At 66.5% G+C, this 20,392-nt stretch carries 15 protein-coding genes; 4 read left to right on the top strand and 11 right to left on the bottom strand.

Annotation, left to right across the window (positions count from 1 at the left end):
• Positions 1–187: 187 nt before the first annotated feature.
• From CR152_RS13730 to CR152_RS13720, 3 genes are all read right to left on the bottom strand, one after another.
• On the bottom strand, positions 188–1,498 hold the full coding sequence (locus CR152_RS13730) for an IS1380 family transposase (protein WP_099875410.1): 1,311 nt from the start codon (positions 1,496–1,498) through the stop codon (positions 188–190).
• 89 nt (positions 1,499–1,587) lie between these two features.
• Complete coding sequence (locus CR152_RS13725; RefSeq protein WP_099875409.1) at positions 1,588–3,147, bottom strand: ABC transporter permease; 1,560 nt, start codon at positions 3,145–3,147, stop codon at positions 1,588–1,590.
• The gene (locus CR152_RS13720; RefSeq protein ID WP_099875408.1) at positions 3,144–4,010 is read right to left on the bottom strand and encodes an ABC transporter ATP-binding protein; all 867 of its coding nucleotides are present in this window, start codon (positions 4,008–4,010) and stop codon (positions 3,144–3,146) included. The genes CR152_RS13725 and CR152_RS13720 overlap by 4 nt, the downstream gene beginning before the upstream one ends.
• 290 nt (positions 4,011–4,300) lie before the next feature.
• Here CR152_RS13720 and CR152_RS13715 point away from each other — a divergent pair, with 290 nt between their 5' ends.
• Positions 4,301–6,391: a tetratricopeptide repeat-containing diguanylate cyclase gene (locus tag CR152_RS13715; RefSeq protein WP_099875407.1), complete on the top strand. Its 2,091-nt coding sequence runs from the start codon at positions 4,301–4,303 to the stop codon at positions 6,389–6,391.
• A 1-nt stretch (position 6,392) separates the two neighbouring features.
• Positions 6,393–7,190: a hypothetical protein gene (locus CR152_RS13710; RefSeq protein ID WP_099875406.1), complete on the top strand. Its 798-nt coding sequence runs from the start codon at positions 6,393–6,395 to the stop codon at positions 7,188–7,190.
• Between the two features lie 25 nt (positions 7,191–7,215).
• On the opposite strand, the gene CR152_RS13705 is transcribed toward CR152_RS13710, so the two are convergent.
• Entirely contained in the window at positions 7,216–7,548 is a 333-nt protein-coding gene (locus CR152_RS13705) for a hypothetical protein (protein WP_099875405.1), read from the bottom strand.
• Between the two features lie 120 nt (positions 7,549–7,668).
• Here CR152_RS13705 and CR152_RS13700 point away from each other — a divergent pair, with 120 nt between their 5' ends.
• Complete coding sequence (locus tag CR152_RS13700) at positions 7,669–9,924, top strand: molybdopterin-dependent oxidoreductase (protein ID WP_099875404.1); 2,256 nt, start codon at positions 7,669–7,671, stop codon at positions 9,922–9,924.
• A gap of 12 nt (positions 9,925–9,936) precedes the next feature.
• On the opposite strand, the gene CR152_RS13695 is transcribed toward CR152_RS13700, so the two are convergent.
• The 7 genes from CR152_RS13695 to CR152_RS13665 form a co-directional block, all read right to left on the bottom strand.
• Positions 9,937–10,305 (bottom strand): hypothetical protein, encoded by a 369-nt coding sequence (locus CR152_RS13695; RefSeq protein WP_099875403.1) that lies wholly within the window; start codon positions 10,303–10,305, stop codon positions 9,937–9,939.
• 130 nt (positions 10,306–10,435) lie between these two features.
• A complete protein-coding gene (locus CR152_RS13690; protein WP_099875402.1) occupies positions 10,436–11,308 on the bottom strand; it encodes a hypothetical protein in 873 nt (290 codons plus the stop codon).
• A gap of 4 nt (positions 11,309–11,312) precedes the next feature.
• Positions 11,313–14,963, bottom strand: coding sequence for a tubulin-like doman-containing protein (locus CR152_RS13685; protein WP_099875401.1), 3,651 nt, complete (start codon positions 14,961–14,963; stop codon positions 11,313–11,315).
• A 24-nt stretch (positions 14,964–14,987) separates the two neighbouring features.
• A complete protein-coding gene (locus tag CR152_RS13680; RefSeq protein WP_099875400.1) occupies positions 14,988–15,440 on the bottom strand; it encodes a hypothetical protein in 453 nt (150 codons plus the stop codon).
• A gap of 28 nt (positions 15,441–15,468) precedes the next feature.
• Complete coding sequence (locus CR152_RS13675; protein ID WP_099875399.1) at positions 15,469–16,968, bottom strand: hypothetical protein; 1,500 nt, start codon at positions 16,966–16,968, stop codon at positions 15,469–15,471.
• The gene (locus CR152_RS13670) at positions 16,965–18,449 is read right to left on the bottom strand and encodes a hypothetical protein (protein WP_099875398.1); all 1,485 of its coding nucleotides are present in this window, start codon (positions 18,447–18,449) and stop codon (positions 16,965–16,967) included. Before CR152_RS13670 ends, CR152_RS13675 begins: the two co-directional genes overlap by 4 nt.
• Before the next feature lie 210 nt (positions 18,450–18,659).
• Positions 18,660–19,124, bottom strand: coding sequence for a cache domain-containing protein (locus CR152_RS13665; RefSeq protein WP_099875397.1), 465 nt, complete (start codon positions 19,122–19,124; stop codon positions 18,660–18,662).
• 198 nt (positions 19,125–19,322) lie between these two features.
• Here CR152_RS13665 and CR152_RS13660 point away from each other — a divergent pair, with 198 nt between their 5' ends.
• Positions 19,323–20,387, top strand: a complete 1,065-nt coding sequence (locus CR152_RS13660; protein ID WP_099875396.1) for a M29 family metallopeptidase — start codon at positions 19,323–19,325, stop codon at positions 20,385–20,387.
• Positions 20,388–20,392 lie beyond the last annotated feature (5 nt).

Raw genomic sequence — 20,392 nt, 5'->3', positions numbered from 1 at the left:
CGGGCTGAATACCCTAGCCCGGATATTTCATGAGTCTGCCAATCTGAGGGCCGGGGTGCGCCGAACATGGCTGCGGCATGTTGATTGCTCGCTTCCTGGTGTCGGTTCTGCCGCGCGGCCTGATTGCAGACGTAACTCCCCCTACCCCCGTTGCTTTATAGCGTGCCGGGGACAGCACTTGGCGGGCTTATGGTGCCAGCGCGCGGGCGGCAGTGAGGAAGACGTGCTTGAGTGGATGTTGGGATGCGAGCATGACGCGCACGCGCCGCGTGTTGCGCACGACGGCCGCGCCGATCTTGAGCAGTTTGATGCGGATCGTCGCCGTGCAGGCGCGTGCCAGTTCCGTGCCAACCAAAGCCAGGCGGCGCAAATTGATCATCAGGGTATAGGCGAACGCTGCCAGTAGCAGCCGCAGTTGGTTGGCCTGGAATTTATGGCAGCTCGCACGGCGTCCGAACAAATCGAGCTGCGCCTCCTTGATACGGTTCTCTGCTTCGCCACGGGCGCAATACACGCGTTCGTACAGTGCCTTGGGACCCCCAGTCAGGTTGGTGACGATGAAACGCGGGTTGGCGCCGCGCGCATCGTGTTCCAGCCGCGCGATGACGCGCCGTTGCCGATCCCACGTCCCCGCCGCATAAGTGAATTCTCCAATCATGCGCTGCTTGGAACCGGCCTTCTGATACATCTCGGCCAGTGCCAGTTCGGCCAACTCTACTCGTTGCAGCAACGCTGAGTTCTTTTGCAAGCCGACGATATAGTGCAGCCCCCATTTCTCGAAGCGGCGCAGAGCTTGATGACGGCAGAACCCGGAATCGCCGCGCACGATGATGCGGATGCGTGGCCAAGCCTGGCGCAAGCGCCGGGAGATCAATTTGATTAATGCGCTGAGGATACCGGCCGGATCGCGGCTGCTGGGCCGCAAGACGCAGGCGAGGATATCCTGGCCACAAAAGACGTACAGCGGCAAGTAACAGTAATTGTCGTAGTAGCGGTGGAAGTGGGACTTCTCTTGCTCTCCATGCAGCGGCATGTGGGTGGCATCGATGTCGAGCACCAGTTCCTTGGGCCGCTTAGCTTTGCTGGCGATGAACTGATCGAGCAGAACGCCATGCAGGGCGGCCGCCTGCGCGCGCGTGGAGGACGTTTCAAGCCGGCTCAGCGTCGGCGCCGAGGCCAAGTCATCGGCCCGGCCCACTGCCGTTTGCATGGCCAAGTCGCGGCGCAGCACATTGTGGTCACAGACGTCCTCCCAGCCACAGCACAGGCCGTACACGCGCTGCGCGAGCAAGTCGCGCATGCTGTGCGAAACGCTGGCACGACGGCGTCGATCCTCGAATACGCGCGCAATCGCTTTGCTTAAGCCGATGCGCTGATCCACTTGGCGCAGCAGCAGAACCCCGCCGTCGCTGACGATGTCGCCGCCGTCGAATGACGCCTCAACGACGCGCCGTCCAACCCTCCCCAACTTGATCGGTTCATTGGTACAATTTGGCATCGGCGGTCCCCGGTTGTGATTGGCGTCAGATACCAGTAACAACGCGCTTCGGCACGGGATCGCCGACCTCTACTCACGAAATATCCGGGCTAGCGCTGCGGGCGGCTGGCGTTCCACAGGTAGCCGCCTGCCAGCGCCAGCGCGCCCACCAGCGCGTACATGCCGGCCGAGTGCAGGTTGGCCGCGCCGTTGAAACCGACCGCATCGAGCATCGGCGCCCTGGTCGCGTTCAGCGCCACGTATAGCCCGAACAGGAACAGCGACAGGAACAGGCGCGCGCTGCGGCTGCAGCGGCCGAACAGGCTGGCCAGCGCCGCCAGGCAGGCCACGCCGGCCACCAGCGCCAGCGCGCGCACCGGCTGCGCCGGCGACCAGCGCAGCGCGACCGGTCCCATGAACATCAGCCCAAGCAGCACGCTGGCCGCGTACTGGCGCAGGTAGCGCCGCGCCACGCCGCCGCCGACCACCCCGGTCATGTCCTCGGTGTCGGCGGCAAAATCGCGCGTGCTCATGTCGCTCACGAGGATGCCCCAGAATGCCACCCCGGCCATCACGACCGCCGGCAGCGCGGCGCTTGGCGCGAACAGGGCGGCCCCCGCGCACAGCAGCAGCACCGGCAGGGCCGATGGAGCGATGATGAACGTGAGGGCGATATCGGCCAGCACCTGGCCGGCCACGCCGGGCAGGCGCGCGGCAAGGCCGAGGAGCGGTGCGGCCAGCGCGGCCAGGGGACGCAGCGCGGCGTTGAGCAGCGCCAGCGGCGAGCGGCGCACGCGCGCGCGGCCGGGCTTGACCCGGTCCGGCGAATAGCGGTGGAACAGCCACCATGCCGGCAGCAGCGGCAGGATGGCGATCAGGCTCGATGCGCCGCGCAGCGCCATCATGCGCGCGCTCCACAGCAGCGACGGCAAGGTCACCGGCGTCAAGGCCGGATCGAACTTGCTGGAACCGATGGAAAAATCGGCGCCGCTCACAAAACCCTGAACCGCCGCCACCGCCACCGCCAGTCCGGAAAAATCGAACACCATCAGCGCCGGCAATTCGCTGCTCGCACCCTGCGTCATCAGCACCAGCTGCGCCACCCACAGCACGAAGAACAGCAGGTCGCCGCCCTTGCCCATCAGCGGCGCCCAGCTGTCGAACAGGATCGCGCAGCTGGCCGCGAAAAACACCATCGGCAGCAGCAACAGCACATAGGTTTGCAGGTAGACCAGCGGCTCGATCGGGCCGTCGCCGCGCAGCGCGTGCAGCACCAGCATGGTGAGCATGAAGGCGGCCACCAGCGCGCCCAGATACGCCACGCAGCCCAGCCAGCGTCCCGTCAGGAACACGCCGCTGCCGACCGGCGTGGTGCCGATCACGCCACCGATCCCGCTGCGCACGTCTTCGCTCATGCGCCCGCGCACCAGGTAAAAGCCGCCCAGTCCGAACAGCACCGCGCCCAGCGTGGCGCTGCCCAGCGCCAGCGCGGAACTGGTGTAGAGCACGCGCGCCTTGTTAAATACCAGCAGCGCCTCGCCGCCGGCCGGATCGGCGATCATCGCCCAGCTCAGCGCCACCACCGCCAGCAGCGCGACCATGGTGGAGGCGCGCCGCATGCGCAGGCGTACCTCGGCCAGCGCCAGCGTCGCCAGTACGTGCCCGCTCATGCGGCCACCCGGAGCGCATGGCGCTGCGCCATCAGCGCTTCTTCCAGGGTCGGTTCGGCCACGCGCGCCCCATCGCAGGGCGACGCGCCGTGGACCATGCGCAGCGCGACCTGGTCGCCCTCGCGCTGCGCATGCAGCACGCTGACCCGGTTGCGCAGCTGCTCGTATTCGGCCGCGCCCACATTGGCCGACCAGATGCGCCCGCGCGCCTGGTCGAGGATCACGCGCGGCGTCGCGCAGGAGATCAGTTTGCCGGCGTCCATGGTGGCCAGCTGGCCGGCGATGCTCTCGACGTCGGACACGATGTGGGTCGACATGATGACCAGCTTGTCGAATCCGAGCTCGCCGAGCAGGTTGCGAAAGCGCAGGCGCTCCTCCGGATCGAGGCCGGCGGTCGGTTCGTCGACGATCAGGATATCGGGGTCGTTGAGCAAGGCCTGGGCGATGCCGAGGCGGCGCCGCATCCCGCCCGAGAACGAGGCCGCAGGCCGCCTGGCCTGTTCGTGCAGGTTGACCAGTTCGAGCAGATAGCGGATGCGGGCCGGGTCGCGCACGCCCTTGAGGGCGGCGAAATACTGCATGAATTCGAGCGCGGAAAGGTTCGGATAGATTCCGAAATCCTGCGGCAGGTAGCCGAGCCGGCGCCGGATCTCCTGCGGCCGGGCGACGATGTCGGCGCCGTCGAACAGGATCTGGCCGCCGCTCGGGCGCGTGAGGGTGGCGATCATCTGCATCAGGGTCGTTTTGCCGGCGCCATTGTGGCCGATCAGGCCGACCACGCCACAGTCGAGCGTCAGGCTCACGCCGTCCACCGCGCGGACATCCTTGCCGAAGGTTTTGACCACGTTGCGCAGCTCGAGCATTTTATTTCCTGACATTATTGTTGGGCTTGCTGGAAATATAAGGCATGCGCGCGGCGCCGGGTTGCAAATGCGACAGGCGGCAAAATCGGGCTCCTCAAGCGCCGCGAGGACGTCGTATGGGACCAACACTTCCATGCCAAAGCGGCATCGAAACCCACGTTCCTGCCACAAAAAATGTGCATTTAGATGCACAATCTGAGTGCGACCAGGACTTTCCAGACTGCAACAAGAATATAATTGGCTGCAGTTTTCCCGTCCGGAAAGCATCGGTTTTCACATGAAGGAACGTGATGTTGGCAGGTTTATCAGACACCTCGCATGGCCGCAAGGTCCGCGTGCTGCTGGCATCGCTATGGCTGGCGTCGTGCCTTGCGCACGCCCAGCATCCGGTGCTGGACGCGCGTCTGAACGAGATCCGCGAGATGAGCCGCTACGTGCCGCCCAAAGCGCTCGTCGCGCTGCTCAAGATCGAGAGCGAGGCGCGCGCGGCCCCCGCGCGCACCAAGGCCGATTTCCTGGCCCAGCTATGCCTGGTGCGGCGCGACATGAACCAGGTGCCGGAAGCGCTGGCCCTGGCCGAGGAACTGGTCGCTTTCGGGCGCGACAAAAAAGACAATGTGGTCATCGCCAAGGCCTTGCTGACCAAGTCCTACGTCGTCTGGCGCATGGACCAGCTGACCCTGTCGCACCAGCTGGCGTGGGAAGGCGAAAAGATCGCCAACACCACCAGCGATGTGCCGCTGCGCGTGCATGCGGCCATCAGCTCGGGCCAGGCGTACTCGGAAGAGGGCAATTTTCCGGCCGCGGTGGGCAAGATGCAGACCGCGCTGACCCTGGCGCGCGCCCACGGCCAGCCGATTCCCAAAGTCCAGGCGCTCAATGCGCTGGCCTTCCTGTACGGCCAACTGAACGAACACGACAAGGGCTTCGAGGCGCTCGACGAAGCAATCGTGCTGGCCGAGCAGACCAATTCGCCTGGCCGCATGGCGAGCCTGAAGGATACCGAATACGGCCTGGCCGTCGAAACCAACCAGCCGCAGCGCGGCTTGCGCGCCCTGCTCGCCGGGCTGGCTTACGAGCGCCAGATCGGCGCCGAGGCGATGATCGCCGGGACCCTGGTGAACCTGTCGGACAGCTATCTCAAACAGCACGATTACGCGAAAACGCTCACCTACGCGAACCAGGCCTTGCAGGCAGCGCGCAAACTGAACGACGACAGCACCGCAGCGACCGCGCACCTGAACCTGGGCCAGGCCTACCTCGGCCTGGGCAGCCTGGTCGAGGGTAAACGCCATTTCGAGCTGGGTCTGGCCTGGTACGAAAAAGTCGGCGACAAGCCGGAATTGCAGGAAGTGCTGATGGAATACGGCGCCTCGCTCGAACGCGCCGGCGACATGGCGGGCGCGGTCAAGGCATACCACCGCGAGCGGGTGCTGTCGAACGAGCTGTTTGAAAAGCGGCGCCAGAAAGCCACGCTGGAGCTGCAGGAAAAGTACGAGACCGAAAAGAAGCAGCGCCAGATCGAACTGTTAAGCCGCGAGAACCAGCTCAAGTCGACCGAAATCGACAACCGCCGCCTGCAGCAGCGCGTGTGGTGGCTGCTGGCGGTGGTGTTTGCGCTGGCCGCGGTGGTGGTCGGCATCCTGTACCGCAAGGTGCGCCATGCGAATGCCCAGCTCAAGGTGAAGAACCTGGAACTGAAGCAGCAAAGTTCGCGCGATCCGCTGACCGGCTTGTACAACCGGCGCCACTTCCAGGAATTCATGCGCAGCCACCTGCAGGTGGAAAAGCGCGGCGCCGGCACCTCGGGCGAAGAAATCGTGGGCGCCCTGTTCCTGCTCGACGTCGACCACTTCAAGCACGTCAACGACAGCCATGGCCACGCCGCCGGCGACGCTGTGCTCAAGATGATCGCCGAAAGCCTGCGCGAGATCCTGCGCGAGACCGACATGATCGTGCGCTGGGGCGGCGAGGAATTCCTGGCCTTCCTGCCGGCCATTCCGCGCAGCGGCGTCGAGGAAATCGCGCGCCGCCTGCTGACCGGCATCTCGCACCAGAATATCGACTACCAGAACAAGAAGCTGTCGGTGAACGTCTCGATCGGCTTCGCGCCCTTCCCGCTGGTGCCGGGCACGAATGCGCTGCCATGGGAGCGCGCCGTCAACCTGGTCGACATGGCGCTCTACCTGGCCAAGGCGCACGGGCGCAACCGCGCCTACGGCGTGCGCGGCTTCGCCAACTTCGAGCAAACCTCGATGGAAGACATCGAGCAGGACCTGGAACGCGCCTGGCGCGCCGGCTACGTCGACATGTCGATCGTGCTGGGCACCTGGCCGGAAACCAAGAACGCGCCCGCGCCGCCCAAGCTGACCATCGTCTGACATGCCCCACACGCTTCCCTGTTTTTCCCGGCTCGGCCTTGGCAAGGACGCAGACGCGCGCGCGGTGCGGCGCGCCTACGCGCGCGAACTCAAACAGATCGACCAGGAACGCGACGCCGCAGGCTTCCAGCACCTGCGCGAGGCTTATGAAATGGCGCTGGCGTGGGCCGCGTACGCGGCCGAGCGGATCATGCCAACACCCGGCGCCAGGCAACCATTGCTACCCGACCTCGAACGCGGCGACCCGCAGCACCTGTGCGACCTGGCCATCGCGCAGTTTGGCGCGGCGCTGCCGCAACTGACGCAAGCGCACCTGGCCGGCGACGACGCCTCGTGGCGGCGCGAACTGCAGCGCATCCTCGACGACGAGGCGATGGTCAATGTCTGCGCGCGCACCCTGTTCGAGGAAGTCATGGCCCATCTGCTGGCCGCCGGCTGGAAGCCGGGCCACGAAACGCTGCTGCCGGTGGCGGCCAGCCTGTTCGACTGGACCGGCGACAGGGGCCGGCTGCTGCGCTTCGGCGCGGCCGGCGCGCTGGTCGACAGCGCCATCGCCGAACTGGCGCTGTTCAACGCCCAGGGCCAGCAGGAACTGGCACGGCGGCGGCGCGTGCTGGCTCGCTTGCGCGAGCCGGCGCAGCCCGGCATCGATCAACTGATGCAGGACATGCCGTGGCTGGACCAGATGCTGGAGCGCTTTCCGAACATGGTGGCGCTGGTCGTGAGCCTGGACACGGTCGACGACTGGCGCGCCATGGCCGTGCGCGCGCCGCTGCAGCAGGCGCGCGGCCACGGCTAGCCGCCGGCACCGGCCGTCGCCACGCTTACTTGCGCGCCGCTTCCTGGATTTTTTCGCCCGCTTGTTCGACCTTCTTGCCGACATTCTCGGTAGCCTGGTCCAGCCCTTTGCTGGCGTCCTGGGTCGCCTCGTTGATCTTGTCGCCGGTGGCCTTGGCCGCGTCGGTGATCTTCTTGCCCGCCTCTTCGGCCTTGTCGACATTGGCCTTGAGATTGTCGCCGACCGTGTCGCCGGCCTGGTCGAGTTTGGCGCCGGCCTTTTGCGCCGGCCCCATGCCCTGCTCGTCCTTGTGGCAGCCCCCCAGCGCGGCCAGCGCGGCGGCCAGCGCGGCGCAGCCGATGAGCGATGTGATTTTCATGATTTCTCCTACGGTTGTTGTTGCTCAATAGCATACACCCGTGCCCGACATTCCGGTTGACAGTTCGGCACTAAGTGCACACAATCGCACGACCGTTCGATTTTTTGGAAAGCGCTCGCCATGACCTTGTCCACGACCCCGCCCGCCGCCGTACCTACCGCCGTACCTACCGCCAGCGCGCACCGCATTTGCCCGTTTTGCGAAGCCTGCTGCGGGCTTGAACTCGACCTCGAAGAGAACAAGGTGGTGCGCATCCGCGGCGACGCCAACGACGTGTTCTCGCACGGTTTCCTGTGTCCCAAGGCGATCGGCCTGAAAGACCTGCACGACGACCCGGACCGCCTGCGCACCCCGCTCATCAAGCGCAATGGCGTGTTCGAGCCAGCCACCTGGGACGAAGCCTACGCCGAGATCGACAAGCGCCTGCCGCCCGTCATCGCCGCCGGCGGCGCCAATGCCGTGGCCACGGTGCTGGGCAACCCGGTCGCCCACAAAATGAGCCTGATGCTGTACTTCCCGCGCCTGGCCAAGGCGCTCGGCACGCGCAATATGTACTCGGCGTCGAGCGTCGACCAGATTCCCAAGATGCTCTCCGTCGGGCTAATGTTCGGCAACTGGATGTCGGTACCCGTGCCCGACATCGAGCGCTGCGACTTTCTGCTGATATTGGGCGCCAATCCGATGGTCTCGAACGGCAGCATGTGGACCGTGCCGGACTTTCGCGGCAAGGCCAAGGCGCTGCGCGCGCGCGGCGGCCAGCTGGTCGTGATCGATCCGCGCCGCACCGAAACGGCCGACGTGGCCGACGCCCATCACTTCATCCGCCCCGGGGCCGACGTCTTCTTCCTGCTCGGGATCGCGCATGCGCTGTTCGACGAAAACCTGGTGCGCCTGGGGCGCCTGGCCGAACACACGGTGGGCCTGGAACAGGTTCAAGCCGCGGTGCGGGACTACGCGCCCGAACTGGTGGCGGCGCGCTGCGGCATCGATGCGGCCACCATGCGCCAGCTCGCGCGCAGCCTGGCCAATACGCCGCGCGCGGCCATCTATGGCCGCATCGGTACCTGCACCCAGCAGTTCGGAACCCTGTGTTCATGGCTGATCGACGTCATCAACGTGCTGACCGGGCACCTCGATGAAGAAGGCGGCGCCATGTTCCCGAAAGCGGCCGCCTTTGCCGCCAATACGCGCGGTGCACCGGGCGCCGGGCGCGGCGTGATCACTGGACGTTATCGTTCGCGCGTCTCGGGCGCGGCCGAAGTGTCGGGCGAGCTGCCGGTGACCTGCCTGGCCGAGGAAATCGACACCCCCGGCTCAGGGCAAATCCGGGCCCTGATCGCCATCGCCGCCAATCCGGTGCTGTCGGCGCCGAACGGGGCGCGCCTGTCGAGAGCCCTCGACCAGCTCGACTTCATGGTCAGCCTCGATATCTACCTCAACGAAACCTCGCGCCACGCCGACGTGATTTTGCCGGGCCTCTCGCCGCTGGAAGACGCGCACTACGACGTCACCTTCACCCAGTTCTCGCACCGCAACCACGCCCGTTTCAGCGCGCCCGTGCTGGCGCGCGCCGGCGACCAGCCGCACGAGTGGCAAACCCTGATGCGCATCGCCGCCATCGCCAAGGGACTGGGCGCGCAGGCCGACATCGACGCGCTCGACGACGACATGCTGCGGGAAGAGCTGGAGCGCGCCGCCGGAGAGGCCGCCCCGGCGCTGATGGCGGCGCTGGGAGGCCAGCGCGGCGCGGAACGCAGGCTCGACCTGGCGCTGCGCAGCGGCCCTTACGGCGACCAGTTCGGCAAAAACCCGGACGGGCTGACCCTGGCGCGCCTGAAAGCGGCGCCTTCGGGCATCGATCTCGGGCCGATGGGCAGCCGCATTCCGCAAGCGCTGCGCACACCCTCGGGCAAGATCGAACTGGCGCCGCAGGTGCTGCTGGACGACCTGGCGCGCGCCGCGGCCGACCTGCGCTCGCCCGCGCCCGACCTGGTCATCGTGGGCCGGCGCCAGCTACGCTCGAACAACAGCTGGATGCACAACCTGCCGGTGCTGGCCAAGGGCGCCTACCGCTGCACGGCGCTGGTCCATCCGATCGATGCGGCGCGGCTTGGCCTGGTCGACGGCGCCATGGCGCAGATCCGCAATGGCGAGCGCACGATCGAGGTGCAGGTCGAGATCTCGGCGCAGATGATGCCCGGCGTGGTCAGCCTGCCGCATGGCTGGGGCCACAACCTGGAAGGCACGCAGATGCGGGTGGCGGCCGAGCGCCCGGGCGTGAACCTGAACGCCCTGCTGGACGAAAATCTGCGCGATCCCCTGTCGGGCAACGCGGTGCTGTCCGGGATTGCGATCCGGATGCAGCCGGTGGCCTGAAGCGGCCCGCGCTCAGCGCAGTTCGACCGCGTATTGGACCGGGGCCTGTTCGACGAAGCGCGCGGCCTGGCTGTCGCGCTTGACGCGCACCGGCGCGTCGGCGCTGCGCGTGCGGCTCTGGGTGCGCGTGAGCGTCATCCAGCGTTCCAGGCCGGCCGCCACTTCATCGTTCTGGCGCGCGGCATCGATGCTCCAGTGCCCGGCGCGGAACTCGGCATAGCACTTTTCCCACGCGCGCACCTGGTCGTCCACCCGGCGCGCGGCCTGGCTCGACACTGATTTATCGGGAAACTCGGGCGACACGCAGTCGAAACTGGCAGCTTGCGCCGAGGCTGCGCCGCAGGCCAGCGCCAGCGACGGGAGAATTCTGCTGAGAGCCATCGACGTCTCCAATGATCGGGAAAGTATCGATCCTAGACCAAGTAGCAACATTCTCGCAAGCACTTTGACAATCTTTACAAAAAAGATACATGTCGGATGAGTTGCGCTGGACTTCACGACAAAATTGTATTTACGTGCAGCGCCCGTTGGCCCAGTAGCGTCCCGCAGCCACGCAATTCTCCATTTCCCTGAGCAGGCGGTTGGCGTATTTCTTGAACGCGGCGCACTCGCGGCTGCCGCCCTCCACCATGGCGATGCAGGTTTCCAGCTTGGCGGCGGCGGCCCGGTAATCGCCCTGCGCGATCTGGCGCTCGGCTTCGGCGATCAGGTTGCGCGCCGACGGGTCGAGCGGGCGCTCCACGGGCCGCGGCGCGGGCCTGGGCGACGCCGCCGCCGGCTCGGTCCTTGGGGCGGCCTTGGGCTTGACCGCGCGCGGGTGCTTGCGTTCGCAGGCGTCGGCCGCCGCGTTGATCGACGACTGCAAGCGGCGCAGCTGTGCGGCGCTGACCTTGTCGGCCCTGAGCGCGACCACTTCGTCCTGCGCTTCCTTGATCTTGCATTTTTCAGCCAGCTCGGTGGCCTCGCTGATGCGCGCCTCGATCCGTTTGGGTTCCGGTTTGGCCGTGAACCAGATCACGGCCAGCAGCGCCAGCGCCATCAGCCAGTAACGCAGGCGGATCGGCTTGCGCAGTCCGGTACCGGGGGCCGGCGCGGGCCGCGGCGCGCTCTTGCGCGCTGGCGCGGCGGGGGCCGGCCTGGGGGGTGCAGGAGGCGCCACGGGCACCTCCTGCACGAACGACGGAGCGTCGAGCGGCGGCGCGGGCGCTGCCGCCACCGGCGCCGCGGAAGCCGGAGCAGGCACGCCCGCGCCGGCGGGCGCGGGCCGGCGCGCCCCGTCGTGCTGGGGGGCGCCGCAGTACGGACAAAAATCGACCCGGCGCGGCATCGGCCGCGCGCAGGCGGCATCGATGCAGCGGTAGATCACTTGGTCTTGCAGGTTCATGGCGTCAGTCTGGATCGGGTATGTCGTTGTCGGGGTCGGGAATGGCATCGTCGAACAAGGCGGCCAGCTCCGGCAGTTCGCCCGCCAGCCTCCACTTGTCCGCCTTGGGATTCCATTGCATGTTCCACGCACGGGTCTCGGGCCCCACTTCGGCGCGGGCGATGCGCAGCCCGATTTCGTCGATCGAGTATGGTCCCTGCTGCGCGCCGTCGATGAACAGTTTATAGCGTCCGCCGCCCGCGTGCAGCGGCGGCGCAAGCGCGCGCCCGGCCAGCGCCTGCGCCGCCTCGGACTCGCTGGCCAGGTAAGCGGCGCGGATGGCGCGCTTATCGACCGATTTTTCGACCTCCCAGGTGTAGGCGTCGCTGGCCGAATTGGGCACCGGCTCGCTCCACTGGAGCAGCGATGCGCTGGCGGCATCGATGTCGCGCAAGGACAGAGCCGGATTCATGGCGCTGGCGCGCTTGAACCATTGCTCGTACAGACGGCGTGCGGTGATGTTCGGCAGCGACGGCGATGGCAGCTGGGCGCCGGTTTCGTCGACGTCGAGCTTCGGCTCATACACGCGCAGCTGGAAGTGGCGCATCAGGGTGGCCAGCATGGTGAGCTGGGCCGGCCCCACGCCGGCCAGGCGCTTCTGCACGGCGGCGATCACCTGTTCGCGGTAGTACGGCGGCAAGCCGTTGGAGCGGATCGCAAACTCGTTGCCGATCTGGAGCCACTCGCCCGATCCCGGCTCGACCTCGAACAGGTACTGCCCGCGCGGCTGGAACGACGCTTCGCGGTCGGCCAGGTCGCCCTTGCGGCGGATGACACCGAGCGCGTTGGCCTGCAAGAACCATTCGTAGTCGTCGGCCAGGCGGTTCAATTCATCCATCGATGGCGAAATCGGATGACGGAAGCGCGTCGCGTCGAAATGCAGGTGGGTCGGAATCTTGGGATTTTCGATCTGGTACGAGGTGCGCCAGGTCGGCAGGCCGCGCAGTACCGTCATCGGAAAGCCCGACAGCTCGATGTAGCACACGGCCTTGCCCGTGATCCCCGTGTTGACCACCGAAACCAGATCGCCGTGGAAGGAGCCGGCCGGCACGGCGGCGCGGATTTCGGTCTCCATCTTGCGCCAGGCATTGGCGTCGCCCACGCCGATGAAGCACTTGAACTGGTCGGCCTTGGGCGTGAACTCGGCGGAAAAGCGCGCATTCATCCACGGCATGGCACTTTTGAGCCACTCGTTGAAGATGCGCTGGCGCTCCTGCGGCGACATGGCGCCAAGGCGTTCGAGCAGCGGATCGCTTGGCTCGGCATCGCCCGGTTCCTGCACGGTGAGCTGGGTCTGGGCCCGGCGGAACAGCTTGAGCAGCAGGCTGGCGCGCAGTTTTTCATCGCCCAGTTGCGGGAACAGGCGCGCCGAGCCGCCGAATTCGAGCAGCACTTCCTCGCTCCAGGTGTGGATATCGCGGCTCAAGGCAACCGGATCGGGCAGGATGTCGCTGGCCAGCTTGATGCAGGTGGCGTGTTCGTGGCGCGCGTCGGCGCGCAGCTGGTCGATGCGCTGGTCGACCGCGCCCAGCATGGCCTGCACGCAGCGGCGACCTTCCTGGAATTCGCCGGCGATGCCACTCCATACCGGCTGCCCCTGTTCGTCGGTGCTTTGCGGGTCGCCCAGCCAGGCCGACATGGCGCGCATCACCTCGATCGACTGGCCGGCAGCTACCGCCAGCAGGTGAAAGCGCAGATAGTCGGCGATGTCGCGCTTGAGGTGAGCCATCACTTCGCGCGCCTGGACGTCCTTGCCGAACAGGCGGCTGGCCGCCTGCGACAGGTTATTGAGCGACTCCTCGACCTGGCGCGTGCGCAGCGCATCGCGGATGTCGCGATAGCGCTTGCCGTTGCGTTCGGCGTTGCCCAGGTCGCGCTGCAGCAGGCGCGCCTTGATCTGTTCCAGCAGCGAGAGCACGAATTCCAGGCCGCCCTGCTTGCGGTCGTCCAGCAGCGCATACAACTGGGTGCGCGCACGCCCTTTCAGGCGCGTGGTCAGTTCGGCCGTGTGGCGCTTGATGCGGTCTTCGCTCGTTTCGGCGGTGGCGCCGGCTTCGCGGATAGCGTCGCGCTCCAGGTGCGGCAGGAGTTCGACCACTTTTTCGCGCCACACACCCAGGTCGTACGAACCCATGATGCGGTCGATTTCCAGCTGCACCTTGCTTTCGACCCGTTCCAGCAGCGAGCGCTGGTCCTTGTCCATCAGCAGCTGGTCGGTCAGCGCGTATTCCTGGAACGGCGTCAGGTCCACCGTGCCCTTTTTGAAGTCGGGGAATTCGTCGAACGGATGCTCGCTCATCGCCATCTGCTCGCGCATGAAGATATCGCGTTCCTGGTCGCCCGCGCGGCGCGCCGCCAGCCGTTCGAGCCCGCGGCCACTGGCCGCGTGCTCGCCAATCAGGCCGAAAAAAGCCTTGACCATCAGCGCGGCCAGCTCGTAGGCGCGGATATCGTCGCGCAGGCTTTGCTGGGTGTCGAGCACCGCCTGGCCGAAGGCAGAATACACCTTGGAGTACGACAGGCGCATGTCGCCGAAGCGCTGTTCCGGCACGCGCGGATTGAAGGGCCCCAGCTTGTGCTGCTGCTGGTTGACCGCGATCGAGCGCTTGCGGTTGGCAAAATCGGCCGAGGCGAAGTCCTCGAACAGGGTGTCGGCCACCATCTGGTAGAGATCCTTGATGTCGCCCGTCGCCTTGTTGGCCAGGTTGGCGGTGTCGACGAAGTACACATCGTCGAACGGCGCGCCCTTGCCCACCAGGCTGTCCGGCTCGGCCCAGCGTACCTGCGCGTTCATGTCGCGCATGGTGGTCTCCAGCTCCATCAGGGTCGCGTAGGCATTGGCCTCGGTGCGCTCCTTGTTGGCCTTGGCGAAACCGGACGGCATGAACATCACCAGGTCGACCTGGTTGTCGGACACTTCCTGGCGCGCGATGGCCTTGGAAATCCAGCCAAGGTCGATGGCGCTGCCGGCGCCCGTGCCGCCGGCGCAGGAAGCGATGACGACGATGCGGAACTTGGAAGTGTCGACCTGCAGGCCGAGGCGCTGGTAGGTTTCCTTGCGCTCGTTGCCAGCATTGCTGCTCAAGAAATTCAGTGCGCCCTTGATGCGCCCGCGCAGCTTGGGATATTTGTCGAACAGGTACAGGCGCGCCAGCGCGCGGATCTGGCCCGCGCCCTTGGACGGATCGATCCCGAGCGAGCGCAGTTTCTTGGGCCGCAGCGGCATCCAGTTTTCGATCAGCGGAAAGCGCGCCAGGCTGTCGTCCGATTCGTGATACTGGGGAAGGTCGAGCGGCTCGACCAGGCGCTCGTCGTCGTCCAGCTTGACCAGCTCATACCACGGGTCGGTGCGCTGCGACTTGCCCTCGTCGATGATGGCGTTGTTATCGAGATCGAAGTGCAGAAAGCGCGCGACCGGAAACTGCGCGATCGATTCGACCCGGGTCGGATTGTGGCGGTTCCATACCTCCGACAGGATGCGGCGGCGAATCCGCAGCATCACTTCCATGCCGGTGCCGCCGGCGCCGATGAACAGCGTTGGCCGCAGGTCAACCTTCAGTTCCGCCTTGAGTTCAGCTTTACCCCCGCCGCTGCCCGTGTTGGGAAATTCTGCCATGTCAAATCTCTTTCAGTTGTTGGGTCAGCGCCGGCCCACGAACAGGGCGGCGATGATGGCGATCAGGCCCACCACCACCAGGGTCGCGGTAATGGCCATGGTCAGGAATTTGCCGGGGTTGATGACCGCCAGCACCCCCGCCGCACTCACCAGCGACAGGCCGACGAACATCAGCCAGCCGGCGCTGCCCGCCGACGACGGCGCCACGCGCTTGACCACCAGGTGGTGCACGTAGGCGTTGCGCACGAAGAAAAACCCGATCAGCAGCACCAGAAACACGGCGCCGCCGATGGCCAGGTCGCGCGTGGAGGTATCGGTCACCGGCGCGCCATCCATCGGGGCGATTTCGATCGACAGGGGCGAGGTGCCGCCGTTCGCGCCGCCCTTGAACGGCCCGATGGGAGGCGCACTGGCCGCATTGGGCAGCCTGAAGCCGGGATCGGCGGGTGCGCTTGCGGGGTCCTTGGGATTTTGCATGACAGTGGTCCTAATAATAATGGATAGATCAGCGGCCCAGCTGGACTTGCGCGCCTTCGCGCAGGTCGATCAGCTGGTGGCCGAACAGCGTGGTTTTCAGTTGCGCGACCTTGTTGCCCGCCTTGTCGTAGATCGGCTGGGTCGTGCCGGCGCGCGCGTGCATGGTACGCAGTTCATCCTCCACCGTCACGAACGCCTTGCGCGGACGCGCCATGGCCAGCACCGCGGCAGCCGCCGCGCCCAGCAGCGCCAGCGCGGCGCCGATCAGCGCCACCAGCGGGCCAACGCCGTAATGCACCCGCACCTCGATCCGCAGCACGGCGGTCGAGCCGTCGATCTGCGCCGGCGGCGTGAAGATGTCGGGCAGCGGGTCGCCCGGGAACAGCGTGGCCATGCGCTGGCGAAAGGCGTGCGACAGTTCCAGGCGCTGGCCGCTCAGTTGCAGTTCGATCCGTCCCGGCACCACGTAGGCCGAACCGGCCGAGGTGACGGCCTGCATCGACCACTTGCCCGGCAGCTGCCCCACCGGCAGCTGCATTTTCGAGGCCAGCGGCGCGCTTTTTCCCGGCGCGAGCTTGCTGACCTGGGTGCCGGCCAGTTCGATGGGATGGTTTTCCCCGCCCAGCACCGAGCGCGCACCGAGGGTGGCGCTGACGATGGTGTACGGGTACATGGTGTTCTCCAGGTTCCACTCGATCCTGGCGCTTGGCGTGCGCGCTTCGGCATCCACGTCGGCATGCAGCACGCCGTTCGGCGCCATCGAAAACGCCACCCCGGGCCCGTCGCTGACCTTGCGCGGCACCAGGCGCACGGTGTCGCGGTCGAGCGGCTTGAGGCGCGCGGCCGGTTCCGTGATGACCTGTTGCAGGCGGCCGGAGGCCAGCAGCGCATCGAGCTCGCGCGCGCCCTGCGCGCCCACCGCGAACACGTACACCATCAACCCGTTGGCGCGGTACTGCGCGCCCTGCACCGGCATCTGCAGCGGAAAGGCGAGCGCCTTGCTGATCGCGCCGCCGCGGTGAATCAGCTGGTAAAAGTCGCGGTTGCGCAGCGCCGTCGCCTGGTCGTTGTTCGGGCTGTTGCGATTGTTCGTGAACAGCCACACCAGGCCCGGTTTGCCGCCCAGCGCCGTGCCGATGGCCGAACCGACGGCTTCATTGAGGTCGGTGTCGGCCAGCGCCGTGCTGCCCGGTTTGCGCGCCACCTCCAGCGCGGCCAGCGCGCCGACCACCTGGCGCCGCGTGGGCACCGGGTCGACCTTGAGCGAGAGCAGCGCCCTGGGCGACGGTGCGCCGGGAACGCCCTGGTTGAACGCGGCCAGCACCATCGGCTCGCCCGGCCGGGTGGCGGCCATGACGATTTCGGCCACCAGCGGCTTGAAGGGCGATACGGGATCGGTATAGAACGGCTCCATCCAGCCGGAGTTCTGGACCAGGAACACGTGCGAGCCGGCCAGCGCGGGCGCGCCGGCGCACAGCAGCGCGGCGCTGGCGGCGAGGCGCGCGGTGCGCGGCAGCCGCCGGGTCACGACAGTGCGTCCAGATGCCAGCCGCGCACCTGGTTCCAGTCCGGATGGTGCAGCCACAGGCAGTTGTCGTACACGAAAGGCACGCACTCGAGCGGACGCGCCAGGCGCGCGATGTCGTCGAGGATCACGTTGCGCTTGCCGATCCATTCGACCGTGGTGCGCGCGATGATGCGCCCGGCCAGCGCATCTTCGGCCATGCCGGTGTACTGGTGAAAGCGCAGCACCAGCCCACTTGGCTGGCTGCGGTTGTTATTGAAGCCGCGCAGCAGCGGCAGCACCATGGCGTCGTCGTCGTGCGGATCTTCGACGTGTTCCTGTCCCCACGGTTCGCCCACCACCGCATGGCCGCGCCGGAACAGCAGGCTGGCAAATCCCAGGCGCGCGCCGGACAGCGCTTCGAGCTGGCCGTCGGCCTTGCCCAGTTCGAGGAAGGAATAGGCCTGGCCATCATGGCCGATCTGCCACAGGCGGCCGTCGCGGCTTTGCGTGGGGCCGCCAAACTGCAGGCGCGGCGACCAGCCGGCCGGCCACGCGATCCATTGCGGTGGAGCGCCCGGCTGCCACACCATCTGGCCCTGGGCGTGCAGCCAGAACAGCTTGCCGTCGTAGCCGACCGGACGCTCCCAGTGGCCGGCCGGGGCCTCGCATTCGTAGACGACTTCATTGCTCATGTCGCTGTGCGCGCTCCACAGGCGCACGCCGGCCTCGCCGTTGACCAGGCAAGCCACGTGGCGGCGCATGGTGCCGGGCGCGCTGGCAAGATGGCCGTCGAACACCGACTCGGTGCGCCAGGTTTCGCTGACCGGATCGATGAACAGGCGGCGCAGGCCGCGGTCGGTCGGCACCAGCCCCACTTCGCCGCGCAGCGGGTCAGGCGCCGGCAGCCAGGCGTAGGACGAGGCCGGGGCGCTGAAGGTCAGGTCGGACGTGTTGTCTTCGGCCGCCATGACATGCCAGGCCGCGCCGAGCGGGTCCCAGTACTGCAGCACGTTGCGGGCATGGGCCAGCGCGATCAGGCGCTGCGCGGAAAAGCCGAAGGCGCCGGCCGCGAACACGCAGTGCGCATTGGGCGGGGCCGGCATTGTGCGGTCAGGGCGGCCGGGGGCCGGCGCGGCGGGACGTTCTTCGAGGCTGTCGCCAAGCGCCAGCGCGGTCACGCTCAGGCCATGCGGCACATGGCGCGGCAGCAGACGGTCGGACCACGGACCCCACCAGTCGGGCGGGGGCGTGCCGCGGCCGGCCAGCTTGTCGAGCGGCGCGCCGCAGGTGGGGCAAAACGCGAAACCTTCGGGATAGATGGGCGAACAGTCGCACGACAGCGGCAGCGAGGCGCCGAGCAGGTGGGCGATGTCGGGAAGCCGGCCGCGCGACTGGGCCTCGCGCTCGACGCGGCCAAGTCCTTCACTCGACGCCAGTTCAAACTGCGCCGTGTGTTCATCTTCCAGCCAGACGCTGCCGGACGTTTCCCATCGGTGTACCATGTCGCTTGCCGCCATATATATATGTATAAGAAGTCGCGGCCCGTCAAAGCGGGCCGTTGTTGCTCTTCAAATCATAGCGCAAACGGGTTGGCTACGCGGTTTATTTACCGGGTACCGTTTCGCGGTATTTCAGGGGGCGGGACCGGATGCCTGGAGAGAAACCGCCATTGTCGACAAGGACGGTTTTCGGGGGTGCAGCGCAATTTTAATCTATTTATAGGTGCCGACGCCGATCAGCACCTCGCCATTGCGCTCGATGTAGGTGTTTTTCTCTTCCATGGCCTTGGTGATCGAATTGGGCCACTTGTAGCCGAACCAGCCCGTGCCGGCGGGGCTCTTGGCGATCTTGATGAATTCGCGGATCGGATACACCTCGCCGGCCTTCAGGTCCATCAGATTCTTGCCGACCATCTTGGCATTCTGGCCGTGCGCGAGCGCGGTGCCGTCGAAGGTGAACATGAAGACGTACAGATCGCCCTTGATGAATTCGCCTTTGGAATCGTTGAAGGCGGCGATCGCCTTGTCGCGGCCGTTGTCGTTCAGGTAGGCGCTGGCCTTCTTGACCATGGCCACCGCTTCATCGGCGGTACCACGCTTGACATCCTGCGCGCTGGCGGCGCCGGCGAGGGTGAGGGCAAAGACCGCGAACACCAGTTGCTTGAACAATGACTTCATCTGTATCTCCAGTGGTTTGTCAGATCGAGGGGCCCGGCTTTGCACCGTGTAGTTTTACTGACGCTAACATATGCCCGTCGGCTTATCGGAATAAATAACACAAAGCATTATTTCTTCGACAAGGAAGTGTGGTTCCCAAGCAAAGCCATGCCTCGGCGCCACGTATAATGGAAGCCATCCAAGACCTCGCACCGCACCATGACCTCCCCTGACCTGACCGCCGCCCCCTGGGGCGACATTCCCGCGCACGCCGTCGATGCCGCCGCCACCCACCTGCACGAGGTGCTTGCCACCGTGGTCGAACACGGCCCCGCCCAGCGTGCGCTGGTGGTGCATGACTGCCGCTCCGACCTGGCGCGCGCGCTGACCGAAGGCTATCGGCGCAATCTGCCCGATGCCGTGTTCATCGACTTCGATACCGTGGCCGCCGAACACGTGCTGGCCGCCTTCAAGGGCATGGCGGCGCACGACCTGGTGGTGCTGATCCAGTCGACCAACTTCCGGCTCGAAGCCTTCCGCATCCGGGTCGAGCTGTTCAAGCTGGGACTGAAAGTGATCGAGCACGTGCACCTGTCGCGCATGCCGGGCGCGCAGGGCGAGCACTACATCGAATCGCTGGCCTACGACAGCGCCTACTACCGCGGCGTGGGCAAGGCGCTCAAGCGCCGCATCGATGCCGCATCGACCGGCGTGGTGCACAGCGGCGGCGAGACGCTGGTATTCGCTTCGCCGTTCGAGCCGGCCAAACTGAATGTGGGCGACTACAGCGGCATGAACAACGTCGGCGGCCAGTTCCCGATCGGCGAAGTGTTCACCGAAGCGCAGGACCTCGAAGCGGTCAACGGGCGCGTGCGGGTGCACGTATTCGGCGACACCTCGTACATGGTCAACCGCCCCGACACCCCGATCACGCTGGTGATCGAACGTGGCCGCGTGGTCGATACGGTCGACGCCACCCCGGAATTCGCGCGCCTGCTGGAGATTATCCGGCTTGAGGAAGGCGAAGTGTGGGTACGTGAACTCGGCTTCGGCATGAACCGCGCGTTTACCCGCGAGCGCCGCGTCAACGACATCGGCACGTATGAGCGCATGTGCGGCATCCACCTGTCGCTGGGGGCCAAGCATGGCGTCTATCCCAAGCCGGGCTTCAAGCGCAAGGATGCGCGCTACCACGTCGACATCTTCGCCGTGACCGAAAGCGTGTACCTGGACGAGGAACTGGTCTACCGGGATGGCGCCTGGCAGGTCGGCCCCGAGGCGTAACGCCG

It is taken from the genome of Massilia violaceinigra, assembly GCF_002752675.1.
Classification (GTDB): domain Bacteria; phylum Pseudomonadota; class Gammaproteobacteria; order Burkholderiales; family Burkholderiaceae_D; genus Telluria_A; species Telluria_A violaceinigra.
Note: the sequence above shows the minus strand (reverse complement) of the source record. Positions and strands in the feature narration are given on the sequence as shown.

Coding starts and splice junctions, on each gene's coding strand:
- CR152_RS13730 (WP_099875410.1), bottom strand. CDS start 1,498: ATGCCAAATTGTACCAATGAACCGATCAAGTTGGGGAGGGTTGGACGG.
- CR152_RS13725 (WP_099875409.1), bottom strand. CDS start 3,147: ATGAGCGGGCACGTACTGGCGACGCTGGCGCTGGCCGAGGTACGCCTG.
- CR152_RS13720 (WP_099875408.1), bottom strand. CDS start 4,010: ATGCTCGAGCTGCGCAACGTGGTCAAAACCTTCGGCAAGGATGTCCGC.
- CR152_RS13715 (WP_099875407.1), top strand. CDS start 4,301: ATGTTGGCAGGTTTATCAGACACCTCGCATGGCCGCAAGGTCCGCGTG.
- CR152_RS13710 (WP_099875406.1), top strand. CDS start 6,393: ATGCCCCACACGCTTCCCTGTTTTTCCCGGCTCGGCCTTGGCAAGGAC.
- CR152_RS13705 (WP_099875405.1), bottom strand. CDS start 7,548: ATGAAAATCACATCGCTCATCGGCTGCGCCGCGCTGGCCGCCGCGCTG.
- CR152_RS13700 (WP_099875404.1), top strand. CDS start 7,669: ATGACCTTGTCCACGACCCCGCCCGCCGCCGTACCTACCGCCGTACCT.
- CR152_RS13695 (WP_099875403.1), bottom strand. CDS start 10,305: ATGGCTCTCAGCAGAATTCTCCCGTCGCTGGCGCTGGCCTGCGGCGCA.
- CR152_RS13690 (WP_099875402.1), bottom strand. CDS start 11,308: ATGAACCTGCAAGACCAAGTGATCTACCGCTGCATCGATGCCGCCTGC.
- CR152_RS13685 (WP_099875401.1), bottom strand. CDS start 14,963: ATGGCAGAATTTCCCAACACGGGCAGCGGCGGGGGTAAAGCTGAACTC.
- CR152_RS13680 (WP_099875400.1), bottom strand. CDS start 15,440: ATGCAAAATCCCAAGGACCCCGCAAGCGCACCCGCCGATCCCGGCTTC.
- CR152_RS13670 (WP_099875398.1), bottom strand. CDS start 18,449: ATGGTACACCGATGGGAAACGTCCGGCAGCGTCTGGCTGGAAGATGAA.
- CR152_RS13665 (WP_099875397.1), bottom strand. CDS start 19,124: ATGAAGTCATTGTTCAAGCAACTGGTGTTCGCGGTCTTTGCCCTCACC.
- CR152_RS13660 (WP_099875396.1), top strand. CDS start 19,323: ATGACCTCCCCTGACCTGACCGCCGCCCCCTGGGGCGACATTCCCGCG.